This window comes from Bradyrhizobium sp. UNPA324, from assembly GCF_006658635.1.
Lineage (GTDB): Bacteria > Pseudomonadota > Alphaproteobacteria > Rhizobiales > Xanthobacteraceae > Bradyrhizobium > Bradyrhizobium nanningense.
Genome location: NZ_LFJD01000004.1, coordinates 1,883,191 through 1,897,534, shown reverse-complemented (window position 1 = coordinate 1,897,534; position 14,344 = coordinate 1,883,191). Strand labels below are relative to the sequence as shown.

The 14,344-nt window shown below is 58.5% G+C and carries 8 protein-coding genes and 3 pseudogenes; 6 read left to right on the top strand and 5 right to left on the bottom strand.

Going from position 1 to position 14,344, the window contains the following annotated elements:
• Window positions 1–428: 428 nt before the first annotated feature.
• On the bottom strand, window positions 429–1,223 hold the full coding sequence (locus tag UNPA324_RS09285) for a hypothetical protein (RefSeq protein ID WP_141934505.1): 795 nt from the start codon (window positions 1,221–1,223) through the stop codon (window positions 429–431).
• On the bottom strand, window positions 1,223–2,293 hold the full coding sequence (locus tag UNPA324_RS09280; protein WP_141934504.1) for a ComEC/Rec2 family competence protein: 1,071 nt from the start codon (window positions 2,291–2,293) through the stop codon (window positions 1,223–1,225). The genes UNPA324_RS09285 and UNPA324_RS09280 overlap by 1 nt, the downstream gene beginning before the upstream one ends.
• 817 nt (window positions 2,294–3,110) lie before the next feature.
• Here UNPA324_RS09280 and UNPA324_RS09275 point away from each other — a divergent pair.
• The gene (locus UNPA324_RS09275) at window positions 3,111–6,164 is read left to right on the top strand and encodes a superinfection immunity protein (RefSeq protein WP_141934503.1); all 3,054 of its coding nucleotides are present in this window, start codon (window positions 3,111–3,113) and stop codon (window positions 6,162–6,164) included.
• 619 nt (window positions 6,165–6,783) lie between these two features.
• On the opposite strand, the pseudogene UNPA324_RS09270 reads toward UNPA324_RS09275, so the two are convergent.
• Window positions 6,784–7,603: pseudogene (locus UNPA324_RS09270) on the bottom strand (TIGR01459 family HAD-type hydrolase).
• Window positions 7,604–7,694: 91 nt separating this feature from the next.
• On the opposite strand from UNPA324_RS09270, the pseudogene UNPA324_RS35665 reads away from it, so the two are divergent.
• Window positions 7,695–7,862, top strand: a pseudogene (locus tag UNPA324_RS35665) (sugar phosphate isomerase/epimerase); the annotation flags it as partial.
• Here the strand turns inward: UNPA324_RS35665 and UNPA324_RS35660 are convergent.
• Window positions 7,859–8,073: pseudogene (locus tag UNPA324_RS35660) on the bottom strand (DNA ligase-like domain-containing protein); the annotation flags it as partial. The pseudogenes UNPA324_RS35665 and UNPA324_RS35660 overlap by 4 nt on opposite strands.
• A gap of 316 nt (window positions 8,074–8,389) precedes the next feature.
• Between UNPA324_RS35660 and UNPA324_RS09255 the strand changes: the two are divergent.
• Both UNPA324_RS09255 and UNPA324_RS09250 read left to right on the top strand, forming a co-directional pair.
• Entirely contained in the window at window positions 8,390–8,845 is a 456-nt protein-coding gene (locus UNPA324_RS09255) for a (2Fe-2S)-binding protein (protein WP_141934502.1), read from the top strand.
• A gap of 4 nt (window positions 8,846–8,849) precedes the next feature.
• Window positions 8,850–11,054 (top strand): xanthine dehydrogenase family protein molybdopterin-binding subunit, encoded by a 2,205-nt coding sequence (locus tag UNPA324_RS09250; protein WP_141934501.1) that lies wholly within the window; start codon window positions 8,850–8,852, stop codon window positions 11,052–11,054.
• Window positions 11,055–11,655: 601 nt separating this feature from the next.
• Here UNPA324_RS09250 and UNPA324_RS09245 read toward each other — a convergent pair.
• A complete protein-coding gene (locus tag UNPA324_RS09245) occupies window positions 11,656–12,561 on the bottom strand; it encodes a sensor histidine kinase (protein ID WP_141934500.1) in 906 nt (301 codons plus the stop codon).
• A 660-nt stretch (window positions 12,562–13,221) separates the two neighbouring features.
• On the opposite strand from UNPA324_RS09245, the gene UNPA324_RS09240 reads away from it, so the two are divergent.
• Entirely contained in the window at window positions 13,222–13,836 is a 615-nt protein-coding gene (locus UNPA324_RS09240; protein ID WP_141934499.1) for a response regulator transcription factor, read from the top strand.
• An 88-nt stretch (window positions 13,837–13,924) separates the two neighbouring features.
• On the top strand, window positions 13,925–14,293 hold the full coding sequence (locus UNPA324_RS09235; RefSeq protein ID WP_141934498.1) for a response regulator transcription factor: 369 nt from the start codon (window positions 13,925–13,927) through the stop codon (window positions 14,291–14,293).
• Window positions 14,294–14,344: the final 51 nt, after the last annotated feature.

Below are 14,344 nucleotides of genomic sequence, written 5' to 3'. Positions count from 1 at the left end.
TGGCCCACGATTCACCGGCCCAGTGCCGGCCGGATGATCTCCTCCGCCCGGCGCGCTGGGCATGGTCATGAGAACACTGATTTCCCCGCTTTCTTCGCAAATAGCAAAGCCTTGATCAGTGGCGTTTCGCAGTGGATGACGCCGTTGCGAGCGTCCGGCTTGTCCTGGGCGACTGGGACGCTGACTTGTTTCCCTGGTGAGGGTGCCGCCGAGCGATACGCTCATGTCGCGCGCCGCGGCTGTAAGTCAAGGCTCATCGCAGAACGAGCGGATGCCGGAAGCTGGCTGACGTTCGGCGAGCAAAGCATCGCCACAACTGAAATTTGCCTTCGGCAATCTGTTGATATTGGTTCCTCCAAGCCTGAAACGAGTCCTCTTTCCTACTATATCTCAAGATCTCTCTTCAGGTTGCCTTTCGATTTCCCGGCTCATCGGTTCGCAGATGTTATCGTGAGTTTGTCACAGCACGCTAAGAGGGCGTAGGCATACTGATATCCGGCCTGCCGTACCCATTCGTCGTTGACAATGACAAGCCACGCGAACGCGGCCAGGATATCCACCGCCAGTGCGCCCCACCTCTGCGCCGGCTGTTCCGCGATGATAGTTGAAATTGTTTCGCCGAGGTGCGCGTAGTAGGATGACCAATCCACTTTAGCGACAAACACCACGCTTGCTAAAGACAACAACAGGGCAAACATGCACAGGCTGATTCCCAAAGACTTCATCCCTCGCAAGTTTCGGCGAAAGCCGTATTGAGCGTTCTCCTTTTCTACCAACGCAAATTCCTTGGACCGCGTACGCTCTTTCAGCCATTTCACGGCAGAAGCATAAACCGCGTCGGCCGCGGCCGGATCGCGGGCCTCTGTGTCGGCATCCGGAAACGCAAGTTTCGCGCTTTTGGCCAAAAACGCGTGGTAGCGCTTCCGCGTATGGCTTTCCAACTCACCGTTGGAATGGCGCAGCAATAGGGTGGTCGGCCAGCCACCCCAATTCTTCAGCAGCCGCTTCTCCACCTGCTTGCCCTTCGTCCTGGCGAGAGAACTGAGCGCGTAGAGCAGCCCACAGGATGAGCAGATGGTCAAAAGGGTTGAGCCCAGACCGGACAAGAGCTGCGGAAACCATGCCAGCGCGCAGAGCAGCGCAGGAAAGATTGTAAGCAGCCCTGGGAATAAGCGAGCTTGCCGCCCGTACGGGTCAAACAAACTGGTGATTCCGGCCAACATCAGTCTTCCTGTTCGTCAGGGTAGTCAACCGGAGTTGCCTTGCCCCAGCCATGTCCATTGGTCTCTCCGCCATAAGACACGATTGAATGGCCTTCGGTGGTAACGACCTTGGCCCCTCTGTGTATCATCGCACGAACAACGGATTTACGCGGATGGTCCTCGTCCTCCTTCGCAGAGCTGATTACTGCTGTGAAATTGCCCGATGAAGGTTGTTGATCAAGCCGAGCCCCAAGCAGCTTATCGAGTAGTTCGGTGTTCACGTTGTGACGGCCGCCATGGTGCGGTACTTGAAACCTGTCTATGCCTGGCAACGTCAGCCCCACAGCCGGCGCGTAAGAAATGATCTCATTGAGACCACCCCGGCCCGTATCGCCAGTAAGTAAGAGTTTTCTCCCGCAGAGATGCGCGTATTGCACAACGCTCATCTCGTTTTCAGAGCTGGTATCTTCCGGAGGGAAGTACTCGGCTCCCCAAACAGCCTTCACGAGGTTCGCGACCTTGACGAACGTACGCTTGGCTGCCGCCGTCAACGCCTCGGACAAACCGGCTTCCTCAGGCGTCTTCTCGGAGGACGCCACCAAATCCAAGAAGCGCTGCTTTGTTGGAGCCATCACTCTAAAGGCACCAATCTGAGCGCCCTGAAACGGTTCGCCGATAGTGATACCGCGCTTTTTGGCAATATCTTCCAGCGTCGCAAGATTGCTATAGACGCTTCTCAGCTTCTTCCTCAGGTTATCCGCGCTGGTGTAGTTCTTAAACCTTGGCAGCAGCTCGTCTGCGTAATTCCAGGGACCGAGCATCCAAAAGCAACCGACGTCATAGTTCCCCAGAACTTCCTGCAGGCCGCCCGTATGGTCGCCGTCGTTGTGCGTCGCCACCACGTGATTGATGAATGAGGGGGCACCGTAGTGGTTCTTCAGATGTCCGGCGATCTTGTCGTAGGTGGACTGGTATCCGCCATCGACCACATGAATATAGGTCTCGCCGTTCAGTTCGTATCGGATGCAGATTGCGTCGCCACTACTTTTTGTTTCCACGTCCAAAAAATCTAGCTCAAAAAAATCCGCCATTACTCCCCCCCGCTGTAAAAAGTATACAAAGACGAGTGTCTGATACAAATCGCTCGGAAAATTTATCTGAAAATGCATTTCATCGTTTTTTTTGGTACGAAAACGTACACTTGCATGCCTCAGTTGTTCAGAAACTATTAGGACCTTCATTCTGAAGTCTGAGGTTCGCAACAGACTGCTAAGTCGGCTCCCACCTGATGAACGCAACCGTATTCTGTTGCTCTCAGAAAACGTGCCGCTTACGAAAGGGCGACTTAATTCATCGGTGCGGCGTTCGCAGGCAGCACGCCTATTTCATAGAGGCTGGTCTGATGTCGGTTAGTGCCAAGCTGGGCCCGAAAAGTTCGTTGAGGTGTGGCTGACCGGTTCGGCAGGGCTCGCCGGAATATACATCTCGCGGTGACGGCAAAAGCGCGGCCGAAGCATCGTCGACTTGTGCAGGTGGCGGGCGCGGCTAGAGCGTGAGCGAGCATCTTGCGTGTCTATCGGATCCGGCCTGCGCCAGGCCCCGTAATCGGCTTCGGTACGTGTTGCAGCCAGTTCCTGCCCTACCGCCTGGAAGCCGATCCGCCCCTCTCGAAGCTGTCAGCCATGCCGGCTGCGGTGCCAGAGTCCATTTTCTTACGTTAAAAATAGAACATGTTGTCTAGACGCCAACTTGGGGCTCTTCTCCCTTCGGCTACTTGGAAAGCGGACGCGGTCCTAGGGAAGTTGAGTAAAGTGATAGCTACATAAGTCGTGGTCAATCAGACGTTTTTATTCTTATCTACCGATCGGAGGTTGCTATAATCGATCGTGAGGCTGGGGGTTTTCGACCTTGATCCGTTTTGTAAAACTTATTCTGCTCATTTTGATAGCCGGCGTTCCGCAGGGGGCTCTTGCACAGCAACGGGAGATCTTCGAGCTATTCGGAGGCATGATCAGATCGGGAATCGCCGCGGCAAGTCAGGCCGACTGGGAGCGGTTGCCGGAATCTGAAGTCGCATGTCTCGATGGCGTTCTTCGCCAAGGCGGCTCTTCCGTTAACGAGATGATCCGCAAAGGCGTGTCACCGGCGGACCCCCGCGTGTCGAGACTTCGAAGCCAATGCCGCGACCAGGCGAACGCCTCCGGACCGAGCTTCGACTGCCGTAGGGCTAGATGGGCGGACGAAATCGCTATCTGCGGAGATCCGGAACTTGCAAGGCTCGATCGGCTCATCGGGCAAGGTTACCAAGAATTGGTTCTTCACATGGGAGAGGGGCCCGCCCGCTCCGTAGCCGCCCCCTTGCTGGCAGCCCGCCGAGGTTGCGGGGCTGACCCGGGCTGCATCAAGAACGCCCAGCATTCCGCAATCAAACAGCTTCAGCAGCGCGGCGCCTCCATCGCTGATGTAGATTCCACGCCCGTAGCAGCCGCCCCCATCGCGCGGCCGGCCATGGCAGAAGCCGTATACGTCGTCGATGGCCTGCACCTTGGCGCCCACGTTGCCCTCGGCAGCCCTTCGTACCTGGAGTACCGGTGCAATCCGAGCGACCAATTCACAGGTCTGACCTGGTGTCAGAAGCGGCGGCAGGAGACCTCTCCCCGAGGGGCGTATAACTCGACGACGACGATCGTCCACTCGGAAGATGGGACCGCCCTCTACGTTAATCGCTTCCTGGAGCCGGCCTTCTTTTCCGGCACGGAGGCAATGGACGACGTACGCCGACTTTCGGCCAAGTACGGAGAGCCCCGCTTCATTGCGCTCCCCGCGGTGGCAGTCGGTCCACGTACGCTGATGGCCACCTGGGGCGACGTTTCGCTCCAGCCGCTCGAGCGATCACGTTTAGTGGATCTCGCAGCGGGCAGAGATGTCAGAGCCGGCATACTGGTCGACCACATTGGCAACTTGCAGCGCTCCGCTTCGATTGGCCTGCCGGTCTATCGAGTGACCGGAGGCGCCGGATACGTTTGGGCGGCAAGCTGGGACCAAGCCGGCCGGGGAACGCTTCGTTTCTTGACCGTCGACGCCTCGAAGCTCGCGCCGAGCGCGTCCATTACCAACCGGGAGGTCGCGTCGCACCAGCCGAGCACACCTTCGAGCCTGCTGCCCGCCAGTGAATCCTTAAAAACGACGCCGGCCCCGTCGACAGCGCAGTCCACATTGGAACCGTTGCCAACCCCGACAATAGCAGCGACCCCGCCCGTGGTTGCGGCACAATCGGTTCAGCCTGAGAGCTCAAAATCCGAATCCCTGGCTAAGCCGCTTCCGTCCCCGGCCGCGCCGGAAAGCGTGGCTCCTGCTTTATCCACCAAGAAAACCGTAGTCGCCCAGCTTGAGACGCCGGCGGCCCCGTTGCCGGCGGAGGTCAACGGACAGGCTACAAAGGCGCTATCCGCCGAGGAGCCCGTCCAGCCGCGCGTTGTCGGTCCGCCGATCGCCATCAAACTTGCTGCGAACCCACCCGATACAAACTACCTCCAACGGGCTCTCATAGCAGCTGTCGTTATGCTCATCGGGGCAGTCGGTTTTCTGCTCTTCGACAGGCGCAAACAGCCTGATGCGGTGCCGAGCCCCGTCGTGGCGCCGGCGGCCGCGCCCATGAACTTGAAGGCCCTAGAGCCGTCTGGCATGTCATCACCCCACGATAAGGCGTTGCGTCCAGAAGAGCAGGAGTGCGGAGCGCCTATAATCAACGAGCCACCAGCCTTGCCGATCGCGCCGCTCCAGATTGGGGCTGCGGGCGACACAGCTCAGGCGAGCGCGAGCGCTCCCGCCCCAGCGCTGCGAGGGAGCGATGTCAGGCGCTCTTCGAATATCGCTGAGCACAGGCATTTCGGAATCGGACTTCTGACGGTCGTGGTCACGCTTTCTGCGCTGATGAGCATGGCCATCGGTCCGGTTGGATTGATCCCGCTGGGTCTCGCGGTTTACCTTCTGCCAACCATCATCGCCTTCAAGGTTCGGCATCACTATGCCCTGGTGTTGGCCATCCTGAATGTCGTTTTTGGCTTCACTGTGCTCGGCTGGCTGGGCTTCTTCGTGTGGGCGCTGATCGGTCCTCGCAAGTCCGCGCTCGACGCCATGCCACAGCATTCGGCACTGGGCTTGGCGAAGGCTCCAACCGGCGATCCCGCTCTAGTGATGTCGGACTCCGACCTGCGCTCCGGATGGAAGATGCGCGTGTTGCAGGCGGAGATCTTCTCGTTTGAGGGGGACGGAGCTCCGGTTGAATCCGCCGAATCGATTAAGGTGTTCTTTAAGAACCCGGTCATCGGCATCTGGCGGACGGGGCCCATATCGTCCGGCTCCAACTCGGTTCGCTACAACGGCGTCACCCAAGTAAGATGCGTCGCGAAAATCGCCGCTGAAACCAAGCTGCGCGTCGGACGCACGCTCGGAAGAACGGCCCTCACCGGCATAGGGGCCGCGATCCTTACGGGACGCCAGAACGCTCTCGGTGCTGCCTTTCTCGATTACCGGTTCGGGGGAGACGAAACCGAAGAAGTGATCGCTGCGCTGATCGTGTTTTCCGACTACTCCTCGATTGTGCTCCAGAGCGAAAGCGACGAGTTCGAGAAATTCTGCGCTCTGCTGCCCCCTCATGTCCTTTCCGATGAGGTGCAGGCTCAAACGACCGAAGAAATCGAGCGTATCAGGCGCATGGCGGCAGATGGTCCGCGCGTCATCGAAGAAATGAAGGCCCAAATCGCCGAAACCGAAAGGAGCATCCTAACCTTTGCCGATCAAGCGGAGTCCGGAGAGACATTCGCCGAACGCGATGAGGGAAGGATTGGTCTGTCAAACGCCGAAGAGCGTTTGGTCAACGAGCGAGCGATGCTGAACGCGGTCGTTCGTCTGATCAGATTGGCGGCGAACCGCGAGCTTACAGGCCGACGCATCGCGTAGCGGTAACGAAGAACCTGAGCCGCAATGACTTGCGCAGCCAGTTTCGAAGAAGCCAGTCGACCAAATCGATCCCGGCGACGGAGCAGGCTGCAAGCGTTCGTACTGATCCAGCGAGGCGAGCGCGCAGCTTATCGGCTGTCGCGCAATGAAGGGCTTCTAGATCAATTGCCGCCTTGCTGTCGCAGCGATATTGCGTGCCGTCATCCCCAAATCGTACCATCGCAATCGAGCGCTACTAAACAGGACGTCGACCGGCCAGTCGCGTTAATTGGGACCAAGGCACGCAAGCAAGCGCCTGGCCGTGACTCACAACGGATTCGAGGCGATTGCGTCGATGCATTGACGAAGATGTTCGCAGGGACTGATTGAAGTCGTTGCATGCGACCGACAGCTAGCAATGTAAGAGTCGCCGGATCGGTCAATCATGTTTCGCGCAGACCCTATCATTGTCGATTTGGTCAGGAAGCTGGCGGTATCCCGGCGCGGAGCGATCTCACGACCGCGACAAGTGGGATTTGGCCGGGCAAGATCGCTGCTATGATCCGAGAAGCAACAATCTGATCACGATGAGGTTCGCGCCGGTCGTTGCGCATCGTTCGATGGGGTGTGGCCGTGGAGATCAGTCCCAGCAGAAAGCACCGATCGTGGAGTCGGGGAAGGCGTCCATTCGCCGGAACAACTCCGTCACATCGGCGGTGCTGCTAAGTATACCCGAGAGCACCAGCGCAGACGCAAGGCCGGCCCGACGGCCACCGACAATGTCATGCTCCAGACTGTCGCCGACACAGACGACACGTGCACGGTCTGGCCTGCCAGCTAGCTCGAGCGAGGCCTCGAAAATTCTAAGTTGGGCTTCCCGATCCGCGTGACCGCGCCGCCCAGTTTCTCATAAAGATCGGCCAGCTCGCCGGCTCCGAAGCGCGGACCGACAGCTGTCAGTATAACCTTGTCGGGATTTGTACAGAAACACGGTGTGCCTCGCGCGGCCACCGGAGCGAGCAGCACACGATAATGGTCGAGATCATAACGGTCACCCCTCACTGGCCGAAATGACTACCAAGTCCGCATCTTCGCCACTCCTAGTCAAGGCGAGGGGAAGGCGTTCAATTGCCGAGCGAGCGGCATCACGGTTGATCAGCAAAGATTTTGGTACCGGGCCGCAAAGTTCCTGCCGCCACCATGTCAGAGAAGGAGCGCCAAGCCACCTCACCGGAAGAGACGAAGAAGTCCCAACTTCCCGCTTCAAAACCAAGCTTCAGCAAGCGGGCTTCGTTCGGCGCAGGGCGCTTTCCCGAATTCGAAACCAATATGATGGTCTTGCCTGCGCGCTTCAGTGCAGAGAGAGCGTGCACGGCACCTGCGTAAGCGTGCCGACCATCATGCAGCACGCCGAACTGGTCGAGCAGAAAGACGTCGTATCGTTCGGCGAGCGGGCGGATCCCATGAGGTGTTGGATGTGCATCGCGTCACAGCAGTCCTGCCTCTCGCGCACCCATCAGCGCGAGCCTTGCGGCGCCGGCAGCTCCCTCGTCGTTCTCCTCCGAGAGCGTCGATGAGAACTTGTCCAGGAAAGCCGCCATCTGGCGCAATCTGTGGACCGACAACAAGGACTTACGTCATGCTCGCCGGTTCATTGCGCTCGGTTTGGAGACCGCGCGGCGGAAGGCAGAGCTCGTTTGCACGGCGCAGAGGCCATGAGGCGGTGATGCCGAGCCTACGGCGACAAGCTCACTGTCGATGACGGCGTCGCCCTTAACGCGTTCGAGCGTACGAATGGCTGACGATTTTGCCATTACGGCTGTTTAGCGCGACATTGCCTTCGGATTCCGGAGAAAATTCGGAAGCCGTCGAATTTGTGTGAAACCCGATCCGGATCGTCGAGCGGAGCGTCGGTCAACGTGGCCGGCATCGGCTGCAACCGCTTGGGGAGGGGCTTTCTTGATTTTCGGCGTCTGCGTCAATGGCATCGATTCAATAGCCATACGTCATTGGACGATCGAACTTCGGTCCGTATTATCAGTGGCCTGCGAAAGGAATTCGGGAAACGACGACGTCGCGCGCGTCGGAAGTGACGGGGCGCTTGTAGTGAAGGACCAGGTGGCGGGAACGGTCCCGATAAAGCCGCCGGGCCGCCCTTGTGTTGGCTGGCGCTGAATTGCGGTCGATCGTTGCGGTACCCGGATGGCTGTCCTCATCCTATCAGCCCTAGCCACCGAGAGGCACCCATGGCTTTCACGTTAAAGATCAACGGCACACCCCATGAAATCGATGTCGACGGCGACATCCCGCTGCTGTGGGTGCTGCGCGACGTGCTCGGCATGACCGGCACCAAGTTCGGTTGCGGACAGGCGCTATGCGGCGCCTGCACGGTGCATGTCGACGGCCAGCCGGTCCGCTCCTGCCAGACGCCGGTCGATAGCGTCGGCGACAGCGCGGTCACCACGATCGAGGCGATCAGCAAGACGCCGCAGGGCGCGGCCTTGCAGAAGGCGTGGCTGGACCTGGAGGTGGTGCAGTGCGGCTACTGCCAGTCCGGACAGATCATGTCGGCGGCGGCATTGCTGAAAGATACTCCGAAGCCGAGCGACGCGGATATCGACTCGGCGATGTCAGGCAACGTGTGCCGGTGCGGCACCTATCAGCGGATCCGCGCGGCGATCAAGCAGGCAGCAGGAGTTTGAGATCATGGATGGGCGCATTCTGAAGGACCAGGTCGAACACGAAACGGCGATGTCACGGCGCGTCTTTCTTCAGGGCGCAGGTTTGCTGCTTGGTTTTGCTCTGACCGGTGCGAGCACCGAGTCCATCCTCGCGGCGCCTGCTTCGCAGGTGGTCGATAACGAGGTCACGGGTACTTTCGCGCCAAATGGATTCATCCGGATCAATCCAACCGGCGCCGTGACCCTCATCATGCCGATGGCCGAGATGGGGCAGGGGGTTTACACGTCGCTCTCGATGCTTCTCGCTGAAGAACTGGACGTGAAGCTAGACCAGATTCAGGTTCAGCATGCGCCGGCAAATGATGCGCTCTACGCCAATCAGTTCCTCCAGATTCAAACGACAGGTGCTTCCTCCTCTGTCCGTGCCTTTTGGACACCGCTGCGTCAGGCAGGGGCCGTCGGTCGCAATCTGCTGATTGCGGCGGCCGCAAAGCACTGGAATGTCGATCCAACGACTTGCCGCACCAAGGACGGCGTCGTGTTCGATGCGTCAGGCTCGACGCATCTGAGCTATGGCGAACTTGCGAACGCTGCGGCTAAACTGCCTGTGCCGCCTGCTGCAAGCGTCAAATTGAAGGATCCGAAGGATTTCACCCTGATCGGCACGCGTGCCAAGCGTGTGGATTCGTCGATCAAGGTCGATGGCCGTGCGGTCTACGGCATTGATGCTCGAGCGCCGGGTATGAAGATTGCTGCCGTCGCGATTTCGCCTGTGCTTGGTGGCAAGGCGAAAACGGTCGACGAGAAAGCCGCATTGGCAGTGAAGGGCGTCCGCCAAGTGGTCAATATTGAAGAGGCGGTTGCCGTGGTCGCCGATCACATGGGGGCGGCGAAGAAGGGGCTCGCGGCCGCCGCTATCACGTGGGATGACGGGCCGAACGGCAAGATCAGCAACGTTGATATCGTTAGGCAATTAGAAGAAGAATCCAAAAAGCCGGGCGTGGTTGGCCGTAAAGAAGGCGATGTAGGGAAGGCACTTGCGGAAGCAGCGCAACGGGTTGACGCTATCTATCAGGTTCCCTTCCTGGCCCATGCGGCGATGGAGCCGATGAACTGCACGGTTCATCTGCAGAAGGATCGTTGCGACATCTGGGTCGGGACGCAGGCACCTACACTCACGCAGTCTCAAGTGGTCGAACTCACCGGGCTCCCAACGAATGCGACCAAAATCCACAATCATCTGATTGGCGGTGGCTTCGGCCGAAGACTGGAACCCGACGGTACGGTGCTGGCCGTCAAGATCGCCAAGCACGTCGATGGCCCGGTGAAGGTGATCTGGAGCCGCGAGGAAGACATCCAGCACGATATGTATCGGCCGTACTACTTCCAGCGGCTGTCGGCTGGACTTGATGCCGCCGGCAAGCCGGTTGCCTGGACGCATCGGATCGCCGGCGCCTCTATCACTGCACGCTATATTCCTTATTGGTTCAAAGATGGATTGGATCCGGATGCGGTAGAAGCAGCTGCCGGGCGTTATGCGCTGCCTAATATCCACATCGACTTTGTCCGGGTGGAGCCCCCTGGTGTCCGGACCGCTTTCTGGCGCGGTGTCGGACCGACGCACAACGTTTTTGTGGTCGAAAGCTTCATGGATGAGCTCGCGCATGCCGCGAAGCAGGATCCTGTTGCTTATCGCAAGGGATTGCTTGGTCACGATCCACGAGCGCTTGCCGTTCTGTCGCTCGCCGCGGAAAAAGCTGGGTGGGGATCACCACTTCCCGCACGTCATGGCCGCGGCATTTCGGTACAACTCGCATTTGCAAGTTACTTGTCGGCGGTCGCCGAGGTCGAAGTTGCGGCCGATGGCTCTGTCAAGGTCAAGCGGATCGTGTGTGCGGTCGATTGCGGCATGTACGTCAATCCCGATACGATCGAAGCACAGGTTCAGGGTGGAATTATTTTCGGGCTGACCGCCGCGCTCCATGGTTCGATCACCTTCAAGGATGGTCGGGTCGAGCAGAGCAATTTCGACAACTATCCGCCGATGCGTATCGACGAGGTGCCGGTGGTAGAGACGCACTTGATTAAGAACGCGGAAGCTCCGGGTGGCATTGGCGAAGCTCCGACAGCCATTGTCAGTGCTGCAGTGACCAATGCGATCTTCGCCGCCACCGGCAAGCGCCTGCGTAGCCTGCCGATCGACACGGAGTCGCTGAAGTCGTCGTCATAGTCAATCTCAGCTTTACCGAAGTCCGCGCTGTTTCTCGTAGCTGAGCGCGAAAAAGCCGTGACGGGTGGGAGCAGGCGGCGGAAACAATGGCCATCGTCGCAGAGGCTACGGCTGCCTGGCGCAGACCAAAAGGACATTCACCGTCCAAAAACTGGCGCCTGGAATGGCCATAATGGCCTCGACAAGCTCATCGTCGGACGTCAAGGTATGTTCTTCGCCATCTTGGAATTGGGGTTGAACATCGGACATATTGGCGAGGTAGGTCGCGCCTTGGATAGGGCCAAGCCGGCCTTTCTGAATGTTTGCGACTGTCCAGAGGCGGCATGCGGGGCGGTGTCATGCCGCCCGCGATCTTTTCCAGCAGCGATTAAATGGTCGCACCGACCGATTCGGATATGCCTGGTAGATGACGGCCCCAACGAGTGCCTGGAAAGGAATATCCCTGGAGGGGGTAGCCGGAAGGGCCCTTGGCGGTGCGCACGATCCTGATGGCGCGTCTCAGGCCAGGGGTCTCTTCTTGAGAGGTAACTTTCGATATTGATCTTGTTACACATGTGACGGTCCTCCACTTGCCCTGCGGATCGGCCGCGCTGATGTTATTCTACGTGCAGGGAAATAGCATACACACGATAGTTCCCTTGTTTTCCGCGCTCTGGATATTAATCGTTCCATGGCACCGTTCGACGAGGCGTTTGACTTGTGTGAGACCCAACCCTGTGCCTGTGCCGATTTCCTTCGTTGTGAAGTAGGGCTCGAAGGCACGTTCGAGCACGTCCGGGCTCATTCCGGTCCCATCATCGGAAACCGATATCTCGACCCAGGGAACGTCTATCTGCACCCAGACATTCCGCGCGCTAATACTGATCGTCCCACCTTCGGGCATCGCGTCGCATGCATTCTTGCAGAGATTGAGGAGTGCAAGATGGAACTCCTCCGGGTCAGCTTGAAACTGCCCGAGGCCCGGGTCGATGTGCGTGTCGACAACAACGTCAGCGCGTAGCGTCTGGTCGACCAGATCACCGATGTCCACGATATGGTCATGGGAGACGGGCCGAGCTGTTTTGCAATACGGACGATTGCTGTCCAACAGTTTGCGGCTGAGCGACGCGCCGCGCTGGATTGCGCGGTGGAGCCTTTCAACGATCACGGCGCGATCTTGCGCGTCAGTCTTCACTTCAAGCAGCCGCAGGCCTCCATCGATAACTGACAAGAGATTTGCGATGTCATGGACGAAGATCTTCGTGGTGTCTCGATCGATGTCTGCGGGCCCGCAGATCGGAATATCGATGGAAATGAGTTTGCACAGGACGCCCGTGTTCTCTCCATCGGCTCCTTGCAAAGGGATCTCCGCCCGACCATTAGGGACATTTGCAGATGTGGCCTCTGTTGCGGCGGAGAGATCTATCGCGAACGCTGCGTCTCCGATAGAAACAGGGGCCGCATCTGGTAGCGAAAGAATATCTCCCAATGCTGACTTCAACGTTTCTCGCAAGCTCACGACCGACATTCGCGTCTCCCTCAAGTTCTCGTCACAGCGCCGACATTCGACACCCGACGAGAACGACTTTGGACCGATTTTGAGACATAGGTCGCCATAAGTTCTATATCCCTACGTTATCGCGGTCCCTCGCGAGGCGCGGGTCCGACTTCGCTACACTAAAAGGGATCCCTACAGTCAATCACTGCGCCCGATTAGCGCGGTATCCTCAAAGCACAATAGTGACAGGTTAGGGCGCACCCGAGCGCGACGATAACGGCGGTGACGATGCTCGCCTCGCTGAAATCAGATGCGTATGAGGTAAGTCCGGTGATCTTCAGCGTTGGTCTCAGTTGCTTGTGATGGTCATCGACAGGCTCTTCGGACGTGACTCTCTTGGGCATCTATGGTTGTCGGAGAAGACCTAGGAACGCTGTTCTCTAACCGGACGTCCTGTGGCGGCGCCCGCCGTGATATTGGGATGGGGGTGATGAAAATTCGCGTTCCCTCCGCGTTACAGTCGCGGCAGTACATCCATTCCCATTGGGAATTGACTCTATGCCTACCAATGTCTCCCAATGAAATGATAGAGGGAACGAGCGCGTCGGATCGACCGGAAGCCGAAGCTTGGGGACCATAAGCGGTGAACGTGACCGAAGGGCAACCGCTTGCTCTGAAGACGAAATAGCTATGTTGGGCGACGCTATCGTCCATGTCGTCGACGACGACGACCTCATGAGGCATTCGATCGACGATCTTCTGCGATCTGTCGGTTACACCGTGAAGCTCTACGGTCGTGCGGAGGAGTTTCTTGCTGCCGATCTAGCTGATGTGCCTGGCTGCGTGATCATCGACGTCAGGATGCCGGGGCCCAGCGGGCTCGCACTGCAGGCGTCGCTAGCTCAGCGTAATAACCGTTTGCCAATAATCCTGATGAGCGGCTACGGCGATATCCGCATGTCAGTTCAGGCGATGAAGGCGGGCGCTGTTGACTTTATCGAAAAGCCTTTTCGGGACCAGGAGATGTTGGAGGCAGTTGCCAACGCGATCCGAACGTGGAAGCCGCCATCGGCGGCGCCGGACCGGCTGTCGGAATTGCGCAAACGATACGAAAGCCTGACCGCACGTGAACGCGAGGTCATGGCGCTAGTGTGTGCAGGCCAAATGAACAAGCAAATCGCGGGCGCATTAGAGATCCAGGAGACCACCGTGAAATTTCATCGGAGCGCGGTCATGACGAAGATGATGGCCAGCAGCCTCGCGGAATTGACCCGGATGGCTGCACTTCTGGAAGGCGAGGAGTAGGTGCTCATCGAAGCCTGTCCAAAAGGACAGGACTAACCTCAGCCGTGGGAGAGTAGGCGAACGCGTCGAATAGGCGCATTTTCGCTTCATGAACAAGAAAGCTCTCATCTGCGTCGTCGATGATGATGCCCTCCTCCGTGAGTCGCTGAATTACCTACTGCGTGCTGCCGGCCACGAAGTAGCCTGCTTCGGGAGCGCGGAGTCCTTCCTCGATTCCGAGGAGAGCGAGCGCTGTGACTGCGTGGTCGCGGACATCGATATGCCGGGGCTGTCCGGTATCGATCTGGTCCAGCGCGTCGTCGAGATGTCGGATCCACCTAAGGTCATTCTCATTACCGGGTGCCCTGAAGAGTCGTGGCGCGAACTCGCGATGTACTCTGGAGCGGTCGGGTTTTTCAGAAAGCCGATCGAGGCGCATTCGCTGCTCGACATCGTTCAACGGAGTGTTGCGACATAACGGACGTCCAGCCGGATCTCGTCGGCGAACAAAGTCCCCCGACGAGAGCCC